We start from the raw sequence: 21,127 nt of genomic DNA on the forward strand, positions 1-21,127 counted from the left end.
TACTCGATTTCCCAAAAGCATCCAAAAAACGGACTTAACGCCATGAGCGCACCGCGTACCCTCTACGACAAGATCTGGGACGATCACCTGGTCGACGAACAGGCAGACGGCACCTGTCTTCTCTACATCGACCGCCATCTGGTCCACGAAGTCACCTCGCCGCAGGCGTTCGAAGGCCTGCGCATGACCGGCCGCAAGGTTCGCGCCCCGGAAAAGACGCTCGCCGTCGTCGACCATAACGTTCCGACCTCGCCCGATCGCCATCTCGGCATCAAGAACGAGGAAAGCCGGATCCAGGTGGAAGCGCTGGCGACCAACGCCGCCGAATTCGGCGTCGAATATTATTCGGCAAGCGACAAGCGCCAGGGCATCGTCCACATCGTCGGTCCGGAACAGGGCTTCACCCTGCCCGGCATGACCATCGTCTGCGGCGACAGCCACACCTCGACGCACGGCGCCTTCGGCGCGCTGGCGCATGGCATCGGCACCTCCGAGGTCGAGCATGTTCTGGCGACCCAGACGCTGATCCAGAAGAAGGCAAAGAACATGCTGGTGCGGGTCGACGGCCTGCTGCCGCCGCACGTCACCGCCAAGGACATCATCCTCGCCATCATCGGCGAAATCGGCACCGCCGGCGGCACCGGCCACGTCATCGAATTTGCCGGCGAAGCGATCCGCTCGCTGTCGATGGAAGGCCGCATGACCATCTGCAACATGACGATCGAAGGCGGCGCCCGCGCCGGCCTGATTGCGCCCGATGAAAAGACCTTCGAATACATCAAGGGCAAGCCGCGCGCGCCGAAGGGCGAGGCGCTGGAACAGGCGATCGCCTATTGGAAAACGCTGCAGACCGACGAAGGCGCTCATTACGACCGCGTCGTCGTGCTCGATGCCGCCAGCCTGCCGCCGATCGTCTCCTGGGGCTCCTCGCCCGAGGACGTCATCTCCGTCCAGGGCATCGTGCCGAACCCCGACGATATCCAGGACGAGACCAAGCGCACCTCCAAGTGGCGCGCGCTCGACTATATGGGCCTGAAGCCGGGCACCAAGATGACCGACATCACGCTCGATCGCGTCTTCATCGGTTCCTGCACCAACGGCCGCATCGAGGATCTGCGTGAAGTCGCCAAGGTCGTCGAAGGCAAGACGGTGGCCGCCACCGTCGACGCGATGATCGTTCCGGGCTCCGGCCTCGTCAAGGAACAGGCGGAAGCCGAAGGCCTCGACAAGATCTTCAAGGCCGCCGGCTTCGACTGGCGCGAGCCGGGCTGCTCCATGTGTCTTGCAATGAACGACGACCGCCTGAAGCCGGGCGAGCGTTGCGCCTCGACCTCGAACCGCAATTTCGAAGGCCGTCAGGGCTTCAAGGGCCGCACGCATCTCGTCTCGCCGGCCATGGCGGCCGCGGCCGCAATTGCCGGTCACTTCGTCGATATCCGCGAGTGGAACTGATCTGTCATCCGACAATAAGAGAATGAAAGCCGCCCGATGCGTCCAGCGCATCGGGCGGTTTCGTATTTCATGGCGCCACTGCTTCGGTTGACGACAGTTATGAGAGAGCGGGCAAGCCCGTTTGTGCGGGGCCGCGCCTTTCCAATTTCATCCTTTCGGGCAATCGACATCGGAAAGAGCGTGTGGCCTCCTTGGCATAGGCGCGATACGCGACTGATACCGTTCAGGCTCCGGCGAACACCGCGCCATCGGGGGAATGGCCATGAGGCGGAAAAGGGTACGGAGTTTACTGCAAGCCAGCTTGATCGTATTTGCATCGCAGGCATCGATCGACGCCGCCGAGGCCGCGCCGATCCGTCCGGCGATAGGACCGGTCACGGCCTCTTCCGATCTGCTGCACCAGATCGCCCAAAGCAAGATACCCTATCTCAACGGATACCGGGGCTATAGCAGCGCCCGGTCCGGCTATATCAAGAGCGCGAACGGCTATTGGTATCCGGCGCGCGCCTTTGACGATTATTATACCGGCTCGATCGGACGGTCGCAGCGCCTGAACGACGGCTGCGACCACGGCTTTGCGCCGACCAACGGATCCTCGAACTGCAATTATTGACGGGAAGGCGGTAGCCCGTCTTCAGACAACGCTGCCCCGGATGACCTCTTCTCCGGGACAGCCGCTGATGGGCCTGCTTGGGTATATCGTGCAAAGATGTGCGACGGCCCCGGTGAGCGCAACGGCGGTCAGAAGGTTGCCGTCATCGGGTCCGGTCCCATGCGGGCACCGGCGCTGTCGAGCCTGGCGATCGCCGCCATGTCGTCGGCATCGAGCTTGAAATCGAACACCTGGAAATTCTCCTCGATACGCGAGGGCGTCACCGACTTCGGAATGACGACGAGGCCGGTATCGATGTGCCAGCGAATAATAACCTGAGCCGGCGATTTGCCATGCTTCCTGGCGATCTCGCCGATCACGGCATTCGAGATGAACTTGCCCTGGCCGAGCGGGCTCCAGGTTTCGGTGGCAATGTTCAGTTTCTTGTGCGCCTCCTGCGCCGGCTTCTGCTGGAAGTCGGGGTGCAGCTCGATCTGGTTGATGACGGGAACGACGCCTGTCTCGTCGATGATGCGCTCCAGATGCTCCGGAGTGAAATTCGACACGCCGATCGAACGGGCCCGGCCCTCTTCGCGGATGCGCACGAAGGCCTTCCAGGTCTCGGTGTAGAGGCCGCGATGCGGCGACGGCCAGTGAACGAGATAGAGGTCGACATAGTCGAAGCCGAGCTTCTTCAGGCTACCGTCGAAGGCGCTGAGCGCATTGTCGTAGCCCTGGTCGGTGTTCCTCAGCTTGGTGGTGACGAAAATATCCTTGCGGTCGAGGCCGGACGAACGGATGCCTTCGCCGACGCCCTCTTCGTTGTCGTAACCGGACGCCGTATCGATATGGCGATAGCCGGCGGCAATTGCGGTGCGCACCGTCGGGGCGGCAATATCCTGCGGCGTCTGCCAGACGCCGAGCCCGACCTGGGGAATGGAATGTCCGTCATGGAAAGTGATGATGGGTTGAGCGGTCACACTATATCTCCGGGAGTTTGAAGAATTGGACGAGGTTTGGATTGCGTCAGCACAGATGCAAACGTCCCGGAACGCATTTCAGCCGCAGCGTTCGGTCACCGGAAACATATAGGCAGCCGCATCCGGAAGACAATCAGAGGACTCGGACAATCGTGCCCTTCCGAAGGTGCGGCAGAAGCCGGCGCATGTCGCGGAGGCTGACCGCCACGCAGCCGGCCGTCGGCTCGTAGCCCGGTCGAATGAGATGGAAGAAGATCGCCGAGCCGCGATTGCGCGCCCGCGAGGAGATGTTCCAATCCATGACTAGGCAGACATCGTAGAGCCCGTCGCCGCGCTGGAGTTCCTCATGGCTTGCCCCGAACGGCGCCCTGACGAGGCGGTTATAGCTGGCATTGTCCGGCTGATCGCACCAGAGCATGCCGGCGCGAATGCGGCGCAGCGCAAGCGGAGTGACGAGCCGGCCGTTCCGTTCGCCACGCCGGAAGCCGGATATCAGCCTCATCGAGGCGATCGGCGTGGCGCCGTCGCCCTCGCGTTTGATAACGGTGCGGCCGGAGCGGCCGATCGCCGCGGGCACGGTGATCGCGCCGAGGCGGACGATGGCCCGGCTCCTCTTCCCCGGCGCCGGCCGAACCACGATCGTCGACGGCTTCATCCCCGGCCCCCGCCTTGTTTTTTCCATTTTTCTCGCATGTCTTGGATTGTCTGGGACTCCAATTGAAATCATATGAAAACCTGCGCGGCAACAGTCCGCCGCCCGATCCTTGCCAAACCAGGAATTTGGCGTAGGACTAGGGAACTTAACATGAGGACGCAACGGCATGACCGCACGCACCATTCTTCTGGTGGATGACGACGACGACCTTCGTCAGACGCTGACGGAGCAATTGTCGCTGTATGAGGAATTTTCGGTTCTGCAGGAAGCCAACGCCGGCAAGGGTGTTGCGACCGCCCGCTCGACACCGGTCGATCTCTTGATCATGGATGTCGGCCTGCCTGATATGGACGGCCGCGAGGCGGTGAAGCTGCTGCGCAAGGGCGGCTTCAAGGCGCCGATCATCATGCTGACCGGCCACGATACCGATTCGGATACGATCCTCGGCCTCGAAGCCGGCGCCAACGACTATGTCACCAAGCCTTTCCGCTTCGCAGTGCTGCTCGCGCGCATTCGCGTGCAGCTGCGCCAGCATGAACAGAGCGAGGATGCGACCTTTACCGTCGGCCCCTACCTGTTCAAGCCGAGCCAGAAGCTGCTGACTACAGACAACGGCCAGAAGATCCGGCTGACGGAAAAGGAGGCTGCGATCATCCGCTATCTCTACCGTGCCGAACAGAAAGTGGTCACCCGTGACGTGCTGCTCGAAGAGGTCTGGGGCTATAACTCGGGCGTGACGACGCATACGCTGGAAACCCACGTCTACCGCCTGCGCCAGAAGATCGAGCGCGATCCCTCCAATGCCGAAATCCTGGTGACGGAAAACGGCGGCTACAAGATAATTCCCTAGAGCATTTCCATTTTCTCCGAATCACGGAAATGCTCTATCTCTTAGTTTTCACGCAATTCCCGGCAAAAGCGTTTCACGCATTGCCTGGCAATTGCTCTAAGGCGAAAAGCCCGCATGGCGCTGACTGACGACATCCGCATGCTCGCGCAACTTCCCTTGTTCAAGGACATGAACGAGGATCAGCTGCGCCTGATCGCCTTCGGCGCCGACCGGCGCCTGATCGCGGCCGGCCAGATGCTGTTTCGCCAGGGTTCGCCCGCCGAGAGCGCCTACGTCATCCTCAGCGGCAGCCTGGAGCTGAGCGCAACAGGCAGCGACGGCATTCAGAGGACAGAAGGGGTCGCCGGTCCCGGAACGCTGATCTCCGAGCTGGCGCTGGTCACGCTGGTGGAGCGCAAATTCACCGCGATCGCCCGCGAGGACACCAGCATCATCCGCATCACCCGCGCCCTTTTCCATCGGCTGATCGAAGAATATCCGGACGCAGCCCGGCTGATCGAGAACCGTATTCGCGACAATATCGCCGAACTTGCGGCAAAGGCCGCAAGCCAGTTCTATCGCTTCAGCTGAGCCCAGTGGCCCGCAGCCATACAGCCAAATCGTCAGCCGTGCGCCAAGCTGTCGATTGCTGCGGCAAGCTTGACCAGGTCTGCGGCGTAGAATCCTGCAGCGTTGAGGCAGTTCGTCTCAAGCAGCTTCAATCCCTCTTCGGTACGGCAGACATCGATGACATAGGCCGGCGAGTAGCCGGGATTGATGTCCACCATCCGCTGCCCGAACTGCAGCACATCGGCATCGATCTCGTGGCGATGAATGACACGTGATCCGTCTTTGTAGAGCGAGTAGGTGACGATACGATCGTTGACAGCCCAGAGACGCCATTCGCGCAGGATGCGGACAGGCTTGGTGAACATCAGCAGTGTGTCGTGGCGAAGCGATCCTGTCGGGATTTCATCTTCGTCGAGCGCGAGGACCCGCTCCGCCATGCGGATGATCTCATCCGTCGATTTGACATTGCCAGGCTCCTCCTTGCTGTCGTCAACAGGACGCAGGAACCATTCCCTTCCATCGTCGGCCAGACGGGCAGGGACATCTCGCAGAACGAGGAACAGCGCGTCGGCTCCATTGAGGAGATAGGGATGCCACGCCTGTTCCTGGACGAAAGGGCGCAGCTTGAACACACCCGGCCGGTAGCCGTTCGCCTCGGCGTTCCTCCACAGCGAATAGGAGCCGAACATGACCACGGAGCCTGGATCGGCGACGACCGGCTTGGGAATGAGTTCGCCGACGAACGGAACGACCTTGTGCCATGTGTACGAGATGCCGAGCCGGTCGAGCGCCTCGGCCAGCTTATGAGTGTTTTCGAACTCCTGGAGAAGCCACTGCATCACAAATCGAAATGCGCCGTCACCGGCACATGGTCAGAGGGTCGATCCCAGCCGCGCGCTTCCTTGAGGATTTCGATGCGTTTGAGATGCGGCCCGAGATCCGATGACGACCAGATGTGGTCGAGACGGCGGCCGCGATCGGCAGCCTCCCAGTCCTTGGCGCGGTAGCTCCACCAAGTATAGAGCTTTTCGCTTTCCGGCACATGCTGGCGCATCAGATCGTGCCAGCCGCCGCGCTTCATCACCTCGAGCAGCCCGTCGGTCTCGACGGGCGTATGGCTGACGATCTTCAGGAGCTGCTTGTGCGACCAGACATCATGCTCCAGCGGCGCGATGTTCAGGTCGCCGACAAGGATCGCCGAGGTATTCGCCTCACCATTGGCTTTCAGCTGCTTCATCTCCTCGATGAAATCGAGCTTGTGGCCGAATTTCGGATTGATCGTCCGATCGGGTTCATCGCCGCCGGCCGGAACGTAGAAATTATGCAGCCGGATGCGACGATTGCCACGCTCGACGATCGCCGAGATATGGCGGGCATCGCCGACGCCGCAATAATCCTGCCGGTGATCCTCCGTCAGCGGAATGCGCGAGGCGATCGCGACACCGTGATAACCCTTCTGGCCATGGATGATGATGTGATCATAGCCCATCGCCCGCAAGGGTGCGGCCGGAAAGAGCTCGTTCGGCACCTTGGTCTCCTGCAGGCAGAGAATATCCGGCCTGTGCTTGAGCACCAGCTGCTCGACGATCGGCATGCGCAGCCGCACCGAGTTGATGTTCCAGGTGGTGATCGAAAAGCTCATGCCCCATGCCCTCTCACGCTTTCATGAAAGGGCTTTAGAACAAAGGCGGACCGGAGGGAACTGCCCGCATACGGCGATCAACCGAAAACCGCCTCAATCACGAGACTGCGGTGTGCCCGGAATGGTCTCATAGGGCACGCGGAACACGCGATCGTCGAACTGCACGCCGGTCTTGACGTTGAAGATCATCACCGACGTGTCCTTGCCCTGATTGTCGGTGATCGTCCACTGACGCAGGTCGTAGGTCTTCGGATCGAACATCATGGTGATGGTCGAGTTGCCGAACACCGTATTGTTGCCAAGCGCGATCGTCGTCAGATCCGACTCTTCCTTGACGCCCTTCACCATGCCCGCCGACAGGTCGATATGCTGCGCAAGCAGCAGGCTGAGCGGCGTCTTGGAGAGCGGATAGAGATCCCAGGTTTTCAGCTTGGTATTGCCGATGGCGACGTTCTTGCCGTCTGCGATCACCCGCATCGGCGACGGGTCGTCGTAGTTGAAGCGCAGTTTGCCGGGGCGCTGGATGAAGAACTTGCCACCGGTCTGCTCGCCGCGCGGGCCGAACTGCACGAATTCGCCCTGCATCGTCGTGACGCCGGAGAAATGATCGGCAATCGCCTGCGCGGTGCCGGAGGCCGGAGCTGCCGCCTGTGCGTGGGCGCCGAGGGGAATGGCGCTCGCCGTCGCAGCGATAGCAAAGGCACCGAGGAGATCGCGCCGCGTTACCGTCAGGCCGGAGAGGAAGGTGTCGGAATTACTCATCTAAATCTCCTTTATGCGATCTGCATGCTGCCGAAAGGCGGCGTCTTCAAGGCGTTGCCACCGGCCCGCGAGAGGTAACGGCTTGGCTGCCGTCAGGTTTCCGCAAAAACGGCCCTCATCGGAAATATATGCCGATTATTTCAGCGGTCGAGGATGTCGCCTTCGGTGGGAACGAGAATTTCGCGTTTGCCCGCGTGGTTGGCCGGCCCGATAATGCCTTCCTTCTCCATCCGCTCGATGAGCGAGGCGGCCCGGTTGTAACCGATGCCGAGCCGGCGCTGGACGTAGGAGGTCGAGGCCTTGCCGTCACGCAGCACAATGGCGACCGCCTGATCGTAGGGATCTTCCGATTCCGAAAGGTTTGACGTGCCGGCCGGGCCACCGCCGCCGTAGTCACCATCCTCGTCGTCATCGGCGGTGATCGCATCGAGATATTGCGGCGAGCCCTGGCTTTTCAGGTAGGAGACGATCTCTTCCACCTCGACATCCGAAACGAACGGACCGTGCACGCGCTGGATGCGCCCGCCGCCCGCCATGTAGAGCATGTCGCCCATGCCGAGCAGCTGTTCGGCGCCCTGTTCGCCAAGGATCGTCCGGCTGTCGATCTTCGAGGTCACCTGGAAGGAGATGCGGGTCGGGAAGTTCGCCTTGATCGTGCCGGTGATGACGTCGACCGAGGGGCGCTGCGTCGCCATGATCACGTGGATGCCGGCGGCGCGCGCCATCTGGGCGAGGCGCTGGACGGCGCCTTCGATATCCTTGCCGGCGACCATCATCAGGTCGGCCATCTCGTCGATGATGACGACGATATAGGGCATCGGCCTGAGATCGAATTCCTCGGTCTCGTACATGGCCTCGCCGGTATGGCGGTCGAAGCCGGTCTGCACCGTGCGCGAGATCGCCTCGCCCTTCGACAAGGCCTGCTCGACGCGGCTGTTGAAGCCGTCGATGTTGCGCACACCGATCTTCGACATCTTCTTGTAGCGCTCTTCCATCTCGCGCACGGTCCATTTCAGCGCGACGACGGCCTTCTTCGGATCGGTGACGACGGGCGAGAGCAGATGCGGGATGCCGTCATAAACGGAGAGTTCGAGCATCTTCGGGTCGATCATGATCAGCCGGCACTGTTCCGGCGTCATGCGGTAGAGCAGCGACAGGATCATCGTATTGATGGCGACCGATTTGCCGGAGCCGGTGGTGCCGGCGACGAGCAGATGCGGCATCTTGGCAAGGTCGGCGATGACGGCTTCGCCGCCGATCGTCTTACCGAGCGCCATGGCGAGCTTGGCCTTGCTGCCTTCGAAATCCCGAGACGCGATGAGTTCACGCAGATAGACGGTCTCGCGCGTCTGATTCGGCAATTCGATGCCGATCGCATTGCGGCCGGGCACGACGGCGACGCGGGCGGCAATGGCGCTCATCGAGCGGGCGATATCGTCGGCAAGGCCGATGACGCGCGACGACTTGATGCCAGGCGCCGGCTCGAGCTCGTAAAGCGTGACGACGGGGCCCGGACGGACATGGATGATTTCGCCCTTGACGCCGAAATCCTCGAGCACGCCTTCGAGCATGCGGGCGTTCTGCTCCAGCGCATCGGCTGAAAGCGTGGAGTCGCGCACGACATTCTTCGGCTCGGCAAGCAGATGCATCGAAGGAAGCTGGAAACCCTCGGGACGGATGAACGAACCCTGCGCTTCCCGCTCGATGCGGGCGCTGGGCTTCGGACGCGCCACCACGGGGACGACGCGCGGTTCCGGCTTGCCGACGGGTTTTGCCGGTGCGCGGATCATCCAGTCGTCGTCATCATCGTCGGGCAGGATATCGGCCGGGCGCGGCGGCATGTCGCTATCGAAAGGCCGATCGTCGTCGTCATCATCGTCATCGATGGAAAGCGACGGCGCAGAAACGATACGGCGCGGCGAAGCCGGCCGCGCCTCCATCGACGGCTCCATGCGCTCGCCGCGGACGGTCGGCGTCTTGGCGCGGACCGGTTCGTTCAGCGTGCCGAACTCGTCATCGTTGAAATCATAGGGCGATTCGAAATCACCCTGGCGGCGCTTGCGCGGCCCCATGCCGAAGAGCCGGCGCAGCCGGCCCTGGCTCATATACCAGGCATGCGTCATGGCACCGCTGAAAGCGACCCAGCGCGACTCGTCCTCCTCGTCCTCGTCTCCGACGACGCGGGCCTTGCTTGTCGTCCCGACGTAATCCTCCTCGATCTCTTCCTCGGCTTCGCTGCGGCCGACGAGGCCCGATGCAAAGAGCATCATCCAGGCGGTGGGTGCTGCAAAGATGCAGCCGACGACCATGGCGAAGGTGCCGGTGGGATAGGCACCGACGAAGAGTGCGGGAAAACGCAGAATCATGTCGCCGACGACGCCGCCGATGCCGTTCGGGATCGGCCAGGTGAGCGGCGGCGGAAAGCAGCCGATGACGGCGGAGGACAGCACCGTGCCGGCAAGCCAGGCGCCGGCACGGGCAGGGATACGGCTGAAGCGGCGGCCCGAGATCAGCGTCAGCGCCCAGGCGACGATCGGCAGCATCGACACGACGCTGGCAAGGCCAAGGAACTGCATGACGATATCGGCAAAGGCAGCGCCGCTGTAACCGAGGATATTCGTCGGCAGGTTGGCGGTGGCATAGGAATAGCTCGGATCCGCGACGTTCCATGTCGCCAGCGCCGCCACGCAGAGTGCCAGCAGCAGAAAGATCGCAAAGCCGATGAGCGCCTGGATCTGCCGCAGCATGAATGCCGAGAAGGAGAACCGATCCGGACGGCCATCCATCGCCGGCGACGTGCTTCTTGCCATGTGTCTAACCCGTCCAATGCCTGAGGGCATGCGAATCACTGAAGCTTCGCCATGCCAAAATGCGTCCGCTCTACCTAATCAGAGCCGGGTTAAAGCGATGTTAACCATGCATGTCTGAACCCGCATTCCCGACACGGAAAGTAAAAAGGCCCGAACCTTTGGAAGGTCCGGGCCAAATGCGGTCTATGGTTAGAGCTTTTCCGGGTCTAACCCGGACAAGCTCGAGATAGGCCGCGACGGGCCGTGTGGGGCGCCCTCGGGGCGCCCGAAGCCAATGTTACGAGTGGTAGGCAGCTTCGCCGTGGGTCGAAAGGTCGAGACCTTCGCGCTCGGCTTCTACGCTGACGCGCAGGCCGATGACGACGTCGACGATCTTGTAGAGGATCGCCGAACCGATGCCCGACCACAGGAGCGTCGTCAGCACGCCCTTGGCCTGAGCCAGCACCTGGGTTGCCGTACCGGCGTAGGAAGCAGCGAAATCGGCCGTCGAGTAATCGACGATGCCTGCACCGCCGAGTGCCGGATTGACGAGGATACCGGTGCCGAGGGCACCGAGGATGCCGCCGATGCAATGCACGCCGAACACGTCGAGGCTGTCGTCGTAGTTGAACTTGTTCTTCACGACATCGACGAAGAAGTAGCAGACCGGCGAGACGATGAGGCCGAGAACGATCGAGCCCATCGGGCCGGCAAAGCCTGCTGCCGGGGTGATGGCGACGAGACCGGCAACCGCACCGGAAGCGCCACCGAGCATGGAAGCCTTGCCGCGGGCGAGGCTTTCAACGATGCACCAGGATACGGCGGCAGCGGCCGTCGCAACGAAGGTGTTGATAAAGGCAAGCGAGGCGTAGGCATTGGCTTCGAGGTTGGAGCCGGCATTGAAGCCGAACCAGCCGACCCACAGCAGCGATGCGCCGACCATGGTCAGCGTCATCGAATGCGGAGCCATGATTTCCTTCTTATAGCCCGTGCGCTTGCCGAGCATGATGGCGCCGACGAGGCCGGCAATACCGGCGTTGATGTGAACGACCGTGCCGCCGGCGAAGTCGATTGCGCCGTAGGAGAAGATCAGGCCGGCCGGTGCGGTGTAGGAGCTCGGACCACCCCAGAACCAGACCATGTGCGCCATCGGGAAGTAGATGAAGGTGACCCAGAGGACGACGAAGAGCATGACGGCCGAGAACTTCACGCGTTCGGCGAATGCGCCGACGATCAGGCCGGGCGTGATGCAGGCGAAGGTCATCTGGAAGACGATGAAGGTGTATTCCGGAATGGCAACGCCCTTCGAGAAGGTTTCGGCGAGCGACGAGGTGTTGACGCCGGCCAGGAACGCCTTGGAGAAGCCGCCGACGAAGCTGTTCAGCGAGCCGCCGTCGGTGAAGGCGAGCGAATAGCCGTAGGTCACCCAGAGCAGCGCCACGACCGCGGTGATCATGAAGACCTGCATCAGCACCGAGAGCATGTTCTTGGCGCGCACGAGACCGCCGTAGAAAAGAGCAAGACCGGGGATGGTCATCAGCAGCACGAGCGCCGAGGAGATGAGCATCCAGGTATTGTCACCCTTGTCCATGGTGAAGGCAGGAGCAGCGGCAGCGGCAGCAGCCGGCGCGGTCTCCTGCGCGAAGGCGACAGCCGGCGCCAGAAGCGCGGCCGTTGCTGCGCCAATCAGCGCAAAGCGGGAAGAAAACTTCGAAATTGACATTGGAAAAGCTCCTTGATCTGCCGCTTACAGCGCTTCTGAATCGGTTTCGCCCGTACGGATGCGCACGGCATGGTCGATCGAGTAGACGAAAATCTTGCCGTCGCCGATCTGACCGGTCTTGGCCGATGCCGCGATGGCTTCGACCGCCCTGTCGACGAGTTCCGATGCAACGGCGATTTCGATCTTGAGCTTCGGCAGGAAGCTGACCGCATATTCGGTGCCGCGATAGATTTCGGTATGACCCTTCTGGCGGCCGTAGCCCTTCACTTCGGTCACGGTCAGCCCCTGAATGCCGATCGCCGTAAGAGCTTCGCGGACCTCATCGAGCTTGAACGGCTTGATAATAGCCATCACAATTTTCATCTGGTTTCCCATCCTTCGTTATCCTCGGCACGGAGCCGACTCTCCTTGCCGCTGACGTTCCTGAACAGCGACCGGCGATATACATTCAAAGGGCGTGCCAGATTCGTGACGAGATATAACTTATTGAAAAGTAACACTTATATGAAAGCGCACCAATAAACAGGCAAATGACCGGCCAATAAGCGCATAAATAATGCGCAAATTTTCAAATATGCACATTATTTATTCATTTGCCTTTTTACGAATCAAACCCTCCTGCGCAACCGAGGCGATCAGTTCGCCCGATCGGGTAAAGAGGCACCCCCGGGTCAACCCTCTGGCACCCGAAGCAGACGGGCTGTCCTGCGTATAGAGCAGCCAGTCGTCGAGCTTGCAGGGCCGGTGGAACCACATGGAATGATCGAGGCTCGCCACCTGCAGGCTCTGGTCGAAAATCGACGTGCCGTGTGCATAGAGCGAAGTATCGAGCAGCGTCATGTCAGAAAGATAGGCAAGGACGGCCGCCTGATAGAGCCGGTCGTCGGGAACCGGGCCGGTGGCGCGCACCCAGACGTCCTGTTTGGGATCGAGCTTCCTGTCGGAAAAATAATGCGTCAGCGAGACGGGACGAATCTCGATCGGCCGCTCGCGCTGCCAGTATTTTCGGATCGCCTCCGGCGCATGCGTCAGATACTGCTCCGTGATCTGCTGTTCGCCGAGCAGCGCTTCCGGCATCTGGACTTCGGGCATTGCGATCTGGTGGTCGAAGCCCGGCTCCTCGACCTGGAAGGAGGCCGACAGCGTGAAGATCGCCCTGCCGTGCTGTATGGCGACGACACGGCGCGTCGTGAAGCTCGACCCGTCCCGGATCCGCTCCGCCTGATAGATGATCGGCACCGAGGGATCGCCGGGCCGCATGAAATAGGCATGCAGCGAATGGACGAAACGCTCGCCCTCGATGGTGCGCTGCGCCGCCATCAGCGCCTGGCCGATCACCTGGCCGCCGAAGACCCGCTGCCAGCCGGCCTGCGGGCTGCGCCCACGGAAGATATCCACCTCGATCGGCTCCAGGTCGAGCGTCGAAAGCAGCGTCTCCATTGCCGAAGGCCCTGATGTCTCGCGCGTCATTTTGTATGCCTCCCGGCGGTAGGAAGTGAAGTTGCGATGATCTATATAGATCACATCTGAGACTGAAAGTACGGGAGCGGCGCGATGCTTGATATGCTGGTTGTGGGCGGGGGTTATGTCGGCCTTTCCGCCGCTGTCGCGGTCAAACAGGCAGCACCGCATCTGAACGTCGCCGTCGTCGAGGCGGCTCCCGAGCATGTCTGGAAAAACGATACGCGCGCTTCGGCCGTTATCGCAGCCGCGGCGAAGATGCTCGAGGTCTTCGGCATCTGGGACGAGATCGAGCCGGAAGCCCAGCCGATCACCAAGATGATTGTCACCGACTCCAGGACCTCCGATCCGGTACGGCCGGTGTTTCTGACCTTCGACGGCGAAGTGGCCGAAGGCCGGCCCTTCGCCCACATGATCCCGAACGTGGCGATGGTGGCGGCGCTGCGCGCCCTCTGCGCGCGGCTCGGCATCGACATCCGCCACGGGCTCGGCGCCACCGAACTGAAGACCCACGACAGCCATGTCACAGTCACGCTGTCGGACGGCAGCCCGTTGGAGAGCCGGCTGCTGGTTGCCTGCGACGGCGTGCGCTCGAAGCTGCGCGATCTTGCCGGCATCAAGACCGTCACCTGGGATTACGGCCAGTCCGGCATCGTTGCCACGGTCGAACATGAGCGCCCGCATGAGGGCTGCGCCGAGGAGCATTTCCTGCCGGCCGGCCCCTTCGCCATCCTGCCGCTCAAGAACAATCGTTCATCGCTGGTCTGGACGGAACGGACGCATGACGCCGACCGGCTGGTTGCCGCCGACGATCTGGTTTTCGAGGAGGAATTGGAACGCCGCTTCGGCCATAAGCTCGGGGCGTTGAAGGTCGTCGGCGACAAGCGCGCCTTCCCGCTCGGCCTGACGCTCGCCCGCGCCTTCGTCGCGCCGCGTTTTGCATTGGCCGGCGACGCCGCCCACGGCATTCACCCGATTTCCGGCCAGGGCCTCAATCTCGGCTTCAAGGATGTGGCAGCGCTCGCCGAAACCATTGTCGAGGCCGATCGCCTCGGCCTCGATATCGGCTCGATCAACATTCTCGAGCGTTACCAGACCTGGCGGCGCTTCGACACCTTTCGCATGGGCATGACGACCGATGTGCTGAACCGGCTGTTCTCCAATGACGCAACGCCGATTCGCATCGCCCGCGACGTTGGCCTCGGCATCGTCGACCGGCTGCCGCGCCTCAAATCATTCTTCATCGGCCAGGCGGCCGGAACGACGGCGAAGGACAATCCGCGGCTGCTCGCCGGCCAGACGATTTAAAGGCAATTAAAAAAAGCGTTATTCATCGAGGCGGCGGGCTTCGGACACCAGCATGATCGGAATGCCGTCGCGGATCGGATAGGCGAGCTGCGCTTTTTCCGAAACGAGTTCATTGTGCTCGCGATCATAGGAAAGCCGCCCCTTGGAGAGCGGACAGACCAGGAGTTCGAGCAGTTTCGGATCGACGCGGCTGAGTTTTTCGTCCATGGCCGAAAACCTACTGCAGAACCGTGTCGGAGTCACCGAAGACCCGCGCCAGCACGATCTCGGTAATGGCGATCAGTGTTTCGGCCCGAGTCTTCAGGTCGGGCGCCTCCAGCAGCGCCTGCTTTTCGGCCGGTCCGAACGGCGACATCATCGCCAGCGAATTGACCAGCGTCAGATTGCTCGCCCGCTCGACGCTCTCCCAGTCGGCTTCCAGCTTATTGGCGTCGAGATAGGCCTTGAAGGCGGTCAGAAGGGCGGCGCGATCGACCGCCTCCTCCTCGTTCGCGGCCGAGAGATCGGCGATAAAAGGGGCGATACGGAAGGTGCGGAAGGGATCGCTGGTGGCTTTCTCCTCCAGCAGCCGAAAGCGGCAGACGCCGGTCAGCGAGACGATATAGCGCCCGTCACCGGTCTCGGCGAAGGAGGTGATGCGGCCAAGGCAGCCGACAGCGGCAAGGTGGGGATCGCCGCCCTTGTCCTCGTGTTCGCCGAGCGCCGGCTGCACCATGCCGATCAGCCGGTTTCCGGTCAGCGCCGCATCCAGCATCGCCAGATACCGCGGCTCGAAAATATTGAGCGGAAGCTGCCCGGCCGGCAGAAGCAGGGCACCGGTCAGCGGAAAGACGGCGATCGTATCAGGCAAATCGCCCGGCTTCAGGTATCTGGCATTACCGACTTGCATGAAACCGTCCCGCATTCTTGTAAACGGGCATGCCCGTTCTGACGAGAATGTGGTGCCCCCGCCCAAAAACGCAAGGGCATATCTGCTAAACTTAGGAGAACAGCATCGCCGAAAGCTTGCGCCGGGCCGAAACCGTCGCCGGATCCTTGAAGCCCCAGACCTCGAAGAACTGCAGCAGCTGGCGGCGGGCGCCGTCATCGTCGAAGGTCCGGTCCTTGCGCATGATCAGCAGCAGGTGCTCGGCCGCTTCGTCACGCCGGCCTTCGACATTGAGGATCTTGGCAAGCTTCAGCCGTGCCTCGTGGTCGTCGGGGTTTGCGGCAAGGTCGCGTTCGAGCGCAACGGGATCGCCGAGCTTGCGGGCTTCCTCGATCTGTTCGAGCTTCTTCAGCACCGCCTGGATGCCGGCGTCTTTCGCCAGCGCCTCCGGCAGATCGGCCAGCGTTTCGCGCGCCCGCGCATGCTGGTTGGCGGCGATCATGCATTCCGCCATCCCGGCAATCGCCTTGGCATTTTCGGGATCGGCCTGCATCACGGCGGCGTAGAGCTGCGCGGCCTCATTGATATTGCCGGCGGCCAGAAATTCTGCCGCTTCGCCAAGCACGGCCTCGATTTCGGCCGCCTCGTCGGCGCCGGCCGGGCCGGCGATACGATCGATGAACTGATTGATCTGGCTTTCCGGCACCGCGCCCATGAAGCCGTCGGCGGGGCGGCCGTTGACGAAGGCGATGACGGCGGGAATGGACTGGATGCCGTCGAGGGATGGTCGTCGATGTTCATCTTGACCAGCTTGACGCGACCCTTGGCTTCGTTGACCACTTTTTCCAATACCGGCGTCAGCTGCTTGCACGGGCCGCACCAGGGCGCCCAGAAATCGACCAGCACCGGCTGCCTGCGCGATTCCTCGATCACGTCCTTGCCGAAATTCGCGGTCGTCGTGTCGGTGATGTAGCTGCCGGCCGCAGGCGCCGATTCCGGCTGGGCGCCGAAGCTTGCCGTCGCCGACATCTGATTTCCGAAGGAACCGTTATAGGGATTGTTGCTGCCGCTCATAGGTATCTCCCGCGCGCCGATCCTGCCGGCATCATTGTAGCGCTAAAATCGTATGTCAGGACGTCACTTTCAAGACAAGCGGCTTGTGTCCGGTCGCTTCCATGAAACGGATGAGATCGCCGCCTGCAATCGAGGTCGTCGCATCGTTGGAGAGCGGATGGCAGTTGACGATCTCTTCGCGCATCAGATCGGCATCGAGCACGAAGGTGACGTTCCCTGCCGTATCGTTGATCGCGCCGAAGGCGGTGACCGCGCCGGGAACGACCCCGAGATAGTCCATCAGCTTCTCCGCCCTGCCGAAAGAGACCCGGCCGGACCCGCCGATCAAATTGTGCACCTGCTTGAGGTCGACCTCTGCATTTTCCTCCACGGTCAGCAGAAAATACCTGTCCTTCTTATCCTTGATAAAGAGATTCTTGGTATGGCCGCCGGGAATCTCGTCGCGCAGCGCAACCGATTCGGCCACGGTGAAGACAGGCGCATGATCGACCGTCTTATGGGCGATGCCGAGCCCGTCGAGGAAGGCGAACAGTTCTTCTCTTGTCTTGGGGGTGTTTTCGGGCATCGGGCAATCCATTGGTGGTGAGGAAAAGTCGAGATGCCCTGATTAAGACCGCCCACATCATTTGGCAATCTTCGCCACCGACGCTCAACCCCCGCATTTGCGGCCTTTCCGCCTGCCTCATGCGACCTTGCGAATTTTTCTTCGCCTCTTCGTCATTTCCCTGTTGCATTTGAAAATCCGTTAGGCCATATAGCGCCCGTCGCCACAAGGCGGCGCCCACGGTCCAACGACTACCCCGGACCGATGCGGATTGAGCGGGTGTAGCTCAGGGGTAGAGCACAACCTTGCCAAGGTTGGGGTCGAGGGTTCGAATCCCTTCGCCCGCTCCAGTTTCTCCATCAATATCAAGTGACGAAACGTTACCGGATATGGGTAACAACCCGGTGCCGAACGGGTTATTGATCGATGCAGCGCCAGCCTTCGTCCAGACGACGTTTCCTCGGCCGTCGCGGACCCATGTGACGCCCTCAACCGCTCCTTGTCGCGCCATCAGTCGCCGCTTTCCTAACAATTTTGCCGCGTCCGATTGATTCTGCTCAATGCAAAGCGTGGTGGTATCCGACTAGGCTCTCTGCGTTTGTGGAAAAGCGCGGACGTCGAGAGTGACGGCATCTGAGGAGATGCAGCCGGAGTTGGATCAACATGCTCGTCAAAGATGTAATGACGACGACGGTCGTCACACTGTCGCCTGACAACAGCGTTCGGCATGCAGCCAAGCTCATGGCCGACCAGCAGGTAAGCGGCGTCCCGGTCGTCGACGATGACGGGCGCTTGCTGGGCGTCATCAGCGAGGGTGATCTGATCCGTCGAACGGAACTGTCGAGCGGCGCGTTCGTTCTGAAGGCGGATATGGAGCTTGGACCCGATGAGAGAGCGAACGCTTTTGTAAAACGATGTGCGTGGAGAGTGGGCGACGTCATGACCCCCGATCCTCTGACGATCGACGAAGATGCTGCCCTTTCCCATGTCGCCGAACTCATGCAGGAGCGTGGCATCAAGCGCATTCCAGTGCTGCGGGACGGCAAACTCGTCGGCATCGTCAGCCGCGCCGACCTTCTGCAGGTAATTTACTCGGCCAAACCGGACGACACCGCCGCCGGTGACGAAGCCATTCGACGCAGTATTCTTGTTCGGCTCGGTGAAAATACCGGTCTCGAACGATTGGATGTGTCCGTCACGGTCACCGAGGGGATCGTGCATTTCTGGGGCAACGTCGAGACGGCCGCCTGCCGCAGGGCCGCGCGGATTTTAGCGGAAGGCGTCCACGGTGTCCGCGGCGTGGTGGAGCATTTCCCGGAATCCCCTCCTCCGTAGCGCCGACATGAGACTGCGCCGGCCTTCATGAACCGAGCCGGCAACATTCGGCAATGTCATTTTGATTGGAGACTCCGATGGCTTCACCAGAAACGGCAGTGATGAAGAAAACCGCCCCGGCGGTGTCGCGTGGAAAAGCTCCGCTTTCTTCCGAGGAGCTCCGCCTCATGGATGCCTACTGGCGGGCGTCGAACTATCTCTCGGTCGGGCAGATCTATCTGCTCGACAATCCCCTGCTCAAGAAACCTCTGGCGCGCGCGCATATCAAGCCGCGGCTGCTCGGCCATTGGGGCACTTCGCCTGGCCTGAACATGCTCTATGTGCACCTCAATCGGGTGATCAAGCGCGACGACCTCAACATGATCTATGTGATCGGCCCCGGCCACGGCGGGCCGTCGCTCGTTGCCCATGCCTATCTGGAGGGAACATACAGCGAATTCTACCCAAATATCGGTCAGGACGAGGAGGGCATGAAGCGGCTGTTCAAGCAGTTCAGCTTTCCTGGCGGCATTCCGAGCCACGTTGCTCCCGAAACACCGGGGAGCATCCATGAAGGTGGCGAACTCGGTTATGCCCTCAGCCACGCCTATGGCGCCGCCTTCGACAATCCCGATCTGATCGTGGCCTGTGTCGTCGGTGACGGGGAAGCCGAAACCGGGCCTCTCGCCACGGGATGGCATGGAAACAAGTTTCTCAATCCTGCCCGTGACGGATGCGTTCTGCCGATCCTGCATCTCAATGGCTACAAGATCGCCAATCCCTGTTTCCTCGCCCGCATTCCCAAGGAAGAATTGGCGAAGTTCTTCGAAGGCATGGGATATGCGCCCCTCTTCGTCGAAGGCCATGAGCCCGATCAGGTGCAGCAGCAGCTTGCCGCCGCTATGGACACCGCCGTCGCAACGATCAAGACGATCTGGGCGGAAGCGCGGGGCAAGGGGAAGATCCGTCGTCCGGCCTGGCCGATGATTGTCTTCCGCACGCCGAAAGGCTGGACCTGCCCGTCCGAAATCGACGGCAAGAAATGCGAAGACTATTGGCGCTCGCACCAGGTTCCGATGGGCGACATGGACAAGCCGGAACATATCAAGGTGCTTCAACACTGGATGAAGAGCTATAGACCCGAAGAGCTTTTCGACGGCGACGGCAGGTTGCGGGCTGAACTGGCCTCGCTGGCGCCGACCGGGCGTCGCCGGATGAGCGACAATCCGCACGCAAACGGTGGTCTGTTGCTGCGCGATCTGAAGATGCCGGCTTTCCGCGATTATGCCGTCTCGGTGCCCAAGCCTGGATCGGTGACCGCAGAATCCGCTCGTCTCATGGGCAAGTTCCTGCGCGATGTGATGAAACTGAACCTTCAGAGCGAGAACTTTCGGCTGTTCAGCCCGGACGAAAACAATTCCAATCGCTGGCAGGACGTGCTGGAGGTAACGGATCGCTGCTATATGGCCGAGATCTATCCCGAGGACGATCACCTGTCGCCCGGCGGCCGCATCATGGAAGTCTTAAGCGAGCATCAATGCCAGGGCTGGCTGGAAGGCTATCTGCTGACGGGGCGCCACGGCTTCTTCTCCTGCTACGAGGCGTTCATTCACATCATCGATTCGATGTTCAATCAGCATGCCAAATGGCTGAAGGTGTGCAACCACATTCCCTGGCGACGGCCGATCGCCTCGCTCAATTACTTCCTGAGTTCGCATGTCTGGAGGCAGGATCACAATGGCTTTTCTCATCAGGATCCAGGCTTCATCGACCATGTGATCAACAAGAAGGCCGAGGTTATCCGGGTCTATCTTCCGCCGGATGCCAATACGCTCCTGTCCGTTACCGACCATTGCCTGCGCAGCCGCAACTATGTGAACGTGGTGGTGGCAGGCAAGCAGCCGGCACCGCAATGGCTCACGATGGACGAGGCCATCAAGCACTGCACCGAAGGCCTCGGCATTTGGGAATGGGCCAGCAATGACCGGGGCTCGGAACCGGATGTGGTCATGGCCTGCTGCGGCGATGTGCCGACGCTCGAGACGCTTGCCGCCGTCCAGATGATCCGCAAGCACCTTCCCCAATTGAAGGTTCGGGTCATCAATGTCGTCAATCTGATGAAGCTGCAGCCCTCGAGCGAACATCCCCATGGGCTTTCGGATGCCGATTTCGATGCACTTTTCACGAAGGACAAGCCGATCATCTTCGCATTCCATGGATATCCCTGGCTGATCCACCGGCTGACCTATCGGCGGACCAACCACAAGAACCTGCATGTCCGGGGCTACAAGGAAGAGGGAACGACCACGACTCCGTTCGACATGGTCGTTCTGAACCAGCTCGATCGCTTCCATCTTGTTGAAGACGTCATCGATCGACTGCCGCAACTTGGCGCGCGCGCGGCCTACTTCAAGCAGGCAATCCGCGGGAAGCTGATTGAGCACCGGCAATATATCGAGGCGCACGGTGATGACATGCCTGAGATCAGCGGCTGGACATGGGGCGTTCGGAGCACGGAGAAAGTGAAGGCGGCGACCTCCACGGAGGGGGATAATGCCTAGACG

At 61.3% G+C, this 21,127-nt stretch carries 19 protein-coding genes, 1 tRNA gene and 1 pseudogene; 8 read left to right on the forward strand and 13 right to left on the reverse strand.

What is annotated here, in order from left to right; translation table 11 throughout:
- Positions 1 to 42: 42 nt before the first annotated feature.
- Positions 43 to 1,452, forward strand: coding sequence for a 3-isopropylmalate dehydratase large subunit (gene leuC / locus RHEC894_RS20760; RefSeq protein WP_085738673.1), 1,410 nt, complete (start codon positions 43 to 45; stop codon positions 1,450 to 1,452).
- Positions 1,453 to 1,714: 262 nt separating this feature from the next.
- On the forward strand, positions 1,715 to 2,065 hold the full coding sequence (locus tag RHEC894_RS20765) for a cell surface protein (protein ID WP_085739075.1): 351 nt from the start codon (positions 1,715 to 1,717) through the stop codon (positions 2,063 to 2,065).
- 128 nt (positions 2,066 to 2,193) lie between these two features.
- On the opposite strand, the gene RHEC894_RS20770 is transcribed toward RHEC894_RS20765, so the two are convergent.
- Together RHEC894_RS20770 and RHEC894_RS20775 are read right to left on the reverse strand one after the other, a co-directional pair.
- Positions 2,194 to 3,024: an aldo/keto reductase gene (locus RHEC894_RS20770; RefSeq protein ID WP_085738674.1), complete on the reverse strand. Its 831-nt coding sequence runs from the start codon at positions 3,022 to 3,024 to the stop codon at positions 2,194 to 2,196.
- Between the two features lie 133 nt (positions 3,025 to 3,157).
- Positions 3,158 to 3,679: a L,D-transpeptidase family protein gene (locus RHEC894_RS20775; RefSeq protein WP_010068628.1), complete on the reverse strand. Its 522-nt coding sequence runs from the start codon at positions 3,677 to 3,679 to the stop codon at positions 3,158 to 3,160.
- A 166-nt stretch (positions 3,680 to 3,845) separates the two neighbouring features.
- On the opposite strand from RHEC894_RS20775, the gene RHEC894_RS20780 reads away from it, so the two are divergent.
- Complete coding sequence (locus RHEC894_RS20780) at positions 3,846 to 4,529, forward strand: response regulator transcription factor (protein ID WP_003582964.1); 684 nt, start codon at positions 3,846 to 3,848, stop codon at positions 4,527 to 4,529.
- A gap of 114 nt (positions 4,530 to 4,643) precedes the next feature.
- Positions 4,644 to 5,099 (forward strand): cyclic nucleotide-binding domain-containing protein, encoded by a 456-nt coding sequence (locus tag RHEC894_RS20785; RefSeq protein WP_085738675.1) that lies wholly within the window; start codon positions 4,644 to 4,646, stop codon positions 5,097 to 5,099.
- 32 nt (positions 5,100 to 5,131) lie between these two features.
- On the opposite strand, the gene RHEC894_RS20790 is transcribed toward RHEC894_RS20785, so the two are convergent.
- The 7 genes from RHEC894_RS20790 to tesB all read right to left on the reverse strand — a co-directional run bounded on the left by RHEC894_RS20790 (position 5,132) and on the right by tesB (position 13,464).
- Complete coding sequence (locus RHEC894_RS20790; protein WP_085738676.1) at positions 5,132 to 5,917, reverse strand: ATP-grasp domain-containing protein; 786 nt, start codon at positions 5,915 to 5,917, stop codon at positions 5,132 to 5,134.
- Positions 5,917 to 6,720, reverse strand: coding sequence for an exodeoxyribonuclease III (locus tag RHEC894_RS20795; protein ID WP_049733374.1), 804 nt, complete (start codon positions 6,718 to 6,720; stop codon positions 5,917 to 5,919). The genes RHEC894_RS20790 and RHEC894_RS20795 overlap by 1 nt, the downstream gene beginning before the upstream one ends.
- 93 nt (positions 6,721 to 6,813) lie before the next feature.
- Positions 6,814 to 7,482 carry an outer membrane lipoprotein carrier protein LolA gene (locus RHEC894_RS20800; protein WP_085738677.1) on the reverse strand — a complete coding sequence of 223 codons (669 nt, stop codon included), beginning with the start codon at positions 7,480 to 7,482 and terminating at the stop codon, positions 6,814 to 6,816.
- Between the two features lie 140 nt (positions 7,483 to 7,622).
- On the reverse strand, positions 7,623 to 10,292 hold the full coding sequence (locus tag RHEC894_RS20805) for a DNA translocase FtsK (protein WP_085738678.1): 2,670 nt from the start codon (positions 10,290 to 10,292) through the stop codon (positions 7,623 to 7,625).
- A 277-nt stretch (positions 10,293 to 10,569) separates the two neighbouring features.
- Complete coding sequence (locus RHEC894_RS20810) at positions 10,570 to 11,994, reverse strand: ammonium transporter (protein WP_085738679.1); 1,425 nt, start codon at positions 11,992 to 11,994, stop codon at positions 10,570 to 10,572.
- 24 nt (positions 11,995 to 12,018) lie between these two features.
- Positions 12,019 to 12,369 (reverse strand): P-II family nitrogen regulator, encoded by a 351-nt coding sequence (locus tag RHEC894_RS20815; RefSeq protein WP_003543684.1) that lies wholly within the window; start codon positions 12,367 to 12,369, stop codon positions 12,019 to 12,021.
- Between the two features lie 210 nt (positions 12,370 to 12,579).
- Positions 12,580 to 13,464, reverse strand: a complete 885-nt coding sequence (gene tesB, locus RHEC894_RS20820) for an acyl-CoA thioesterase II (protein ID WP_085738680.1) — start codon at positions 13,462 to 13,464, stop codon at positions 12,580 to 12,582.
- Between the two features lie 84 nt (positions 13,465 to 13,548).
- On the opposite strand from tesB, the gene RHEC894_RS20825 reads away from it, so the two are divergent.
- Positions 13,549 to 14,763 carry a ubiquinone biosynthesis hydroxylase gene (locus RHEC894_RS20825; protein WP_085738681.1) on the forward strand — a complete coding sequence of 405 codons (1,215 nt, stop codon included), beginning with the start codon at positions 13,549 to 13,551 and terminating at the stop codon, positions 14,761 to 14,763.
- A gap of 18 nt (positions 14,764 to 14,781) precedes the next feature.
- On the opposite strand, the gene RHEC894_RS20830 is transcribed toward RHEC894_RS20825, so the two are convergent.
- The 4 genes and pseudogenes from RHEC894_RS20830 to RHEC894_RS20845 form a co-directional block, all read right to left on the reverse strand.
- Positions 14,782 to 14,970: a Trm112 family protein gene (locus tag RHEC894_RS20830; RefSeq protein WP_003567459.1), complete on the reverse strand. Its 189-nt coding sequence runs from the start codon at positions 14,968 to 14,970 to the stop codon at positions 14,782 to 14,784.
- A gap of 10 nt (positions 14,971 to 14,980) precedes the next feature.
- Positions 14,981 to 15,667, reverse strand: coding sequence for an LON peptidase substrate-binding domain-containing protein (locus tag RHEC894_RS20835; RefSeq protein WP_171898278.1), 687 nt, complete (start codon positions 15,665 to 15,667; stop codon positions 14,981 to 14,983).
- A gap of 76 nt (positions 15,668 to 15,743) precedes the next feature.
- Positions 15,744 to 16,705 (reverse strand): annotated as a pseudogene (locus tag RHEC894_RS20840) (co-chaperone YbbN).
- A gap of 55 nt (positions 16,706 to 16,760) precedes the next feature.
- Positions 16,761 to 17,270, reverse strand: coding sequence for a prolyl-tRNA synthetase associated domain-containing protein (locus RHEC894_RS20845; RefSeq protein WP_085738682.1), 510 nt, complete (start codon positions 17,268 to 17,270; stop codon positions 16,761 to 16,763).
- A 254-nt stretch (positions 17,271 to 17,524) separates the two neighbouring features.
- Between RHEC894_RS20845 and RHEC894_RS20850 the strand changes: the two genes are divergently transcribed.
- From RHEC894_RS20850 to RHEC894_RS20860, 3 genes are all read left to right on the forward strand, one after another.
- Positions 17,525 to 17,599: transfer RNA gene (locus RHEC894_RS20850), tRNA-Gly, on the forward strand.
- A 313-nt stretch (positions 17,600 to 17,912) separates the two neighbouring features.
- Complete coding sequence (locus RHEC894_RS20855) at positions 17,913 to 18,584, forward strand: CBS domain-containing protein (protein ID WP_085738683.1); 672 nt, start codon at positions 17,913 to 17,915, stop codon at positions 18,582 to 18,584.
- Positions 18,585 to 18,661: 77 nt separating this feature from the next.
- A complete protein-coding gene (locus RHEC894_RS20860) occupies positions 18,662 to 21,124 on the forward strand; it encodes a phosphoketolase family protein (protein WP_085738684.1) in 2,463 nt (820 codons plus the stop codon).
- Positions 21,125 to 21,127 lie beyond the last annotated feature (3 nt).

This window comes from Rhizobium sp. CIAT894 (assembly GCF_000172795.2).
Taxonomy (GTDB): domain Bacteria; phylum Pseudomonadota; class Alphaproteobacteria; order Rhizobiales; family Rhizobiaceae; genus Rhizobium.

Coding starts and splice junctions, on each gene's coding strand:
- leuC (WP_085738673.1), top strand. CDS start 43: ATGAGCGCACCGCGTACCCTCTACGACAAGATCTGGGACGATCACCTG.
- RHEC894_RS20765 (WP_085739075.1), top strand. CDS start 1,715: ATGAGGCGGAAAAGGGTACGGAGTTTACTGCAAGCCAGCTTGATCGTA.
- RHEC894_RS20775 (WP_010068628.1), bottom strand. CDS start 3,679: ATGAAGCCGTCGACGATCGTGGTTCGGCCGGCGCCGGGGAAGAGGAGC.
- RHEC894_RS20780 (WP_003582964.1), top strand. CDS start 3,846: ATGACCGCACGCACCATTCTTCTGGTGGATGACGACGACGACCTTCGT.
- RHEC894_RS20785 (WP_085738675.1), top strand. CDS start 4,644: ATGGCGCTGACTGACGACATCCGCATGCTCGCGCAACTTCCCTTGTTC.
- RHEC894_RS20790 (WP_085738676.1), bottom strand. CDS start 5,917: ATGCAGTGGCTTCTCCAGGAGTTCGAAAACACTCATAAGCTGGCCGAG.
- RHEC894_RS20795 (WP_049733374.1), bottom strand. CDS start 6,720: ATGAGCTTTTCGATCACCACCTGGAACATCAACTCGGTGCGGCTGCGC.
- RHEC894_RS20800 (WP_085738677.1), bottom strand. CDS start 7,482: ATGAGTAATTCCGACACCTTCCTCTCCGGCCTGACGGTAACGCGGCGC.
- RHEC894_RS20805 (WP_085738678.1), bottom strand. CDS start 10,292: ATGGCAAGAAGCACGTCGCCGGCGATGGATGGCCGTCCGGATCGGTTC.
- RHEC894_RS20810 (WP_085738679.1), bottom strand. CDS start 11,994: ATGTCAATTTCGAAGTTTTCTTCCCGCTTTGCGCTGATTGGCGCAGCA.
- RHEC894_RS20815 (WP_003543684.1), bottom strand. CDS start 12,369: ATGGGAAACCAGATGAAAATTGTGATGGCTATTATCAAGCCGTTCAAG.
- tesB (WP_085738680.1), bottom strand. CDS start 13,464: ATGACGCGCGAGACATCAGGGCCTTCGGCAATGGAGACGCTGCTTTCG.
- RHEC894_RS20825 (WP_085738681.1), top strand. CDS start 13,549: ATGCTTGATATGCTGGTTGTGGGCGGGGGTTATGTCGGCCTTTCCGCC.
- RHEC894_RS20830 (WP_003567459.1), bottom strand. CDS start 14,970: ATGGACGAAAAACTCAGCCGCGTCGATCCGAAACTGCTCGAACTCCTG.
- RHEC894_RS20835 (WP_171898278.1), bottom strand. CDS start 15,667: ATGCGGGACGGTTTCATGCAAGTCGGTAATGCCAGATACCTGAAGCCG.
- RHEC894_RS20845 (WP_085738682.1), bottom strand. CDS start 17,270: ATGCCCGAAAACACCCCCAAGACAAGAGAAGAACTGTTCGCCTTCCTC.
- RHEC894_RS20855 (WP_085738683.1), top strand. CDS start 17,913: ATGCTCGTCAAAGATGTAATGACGACGACGGTCGTCACACTGTCGCCT.
- RHEC894_RS20860 (WP_085738684.1), top strand. CDS start 18,662: ATGGCTTCACCAGAAACGGCAGTGATGAAGAAAACCGCCCCGGCGGTG.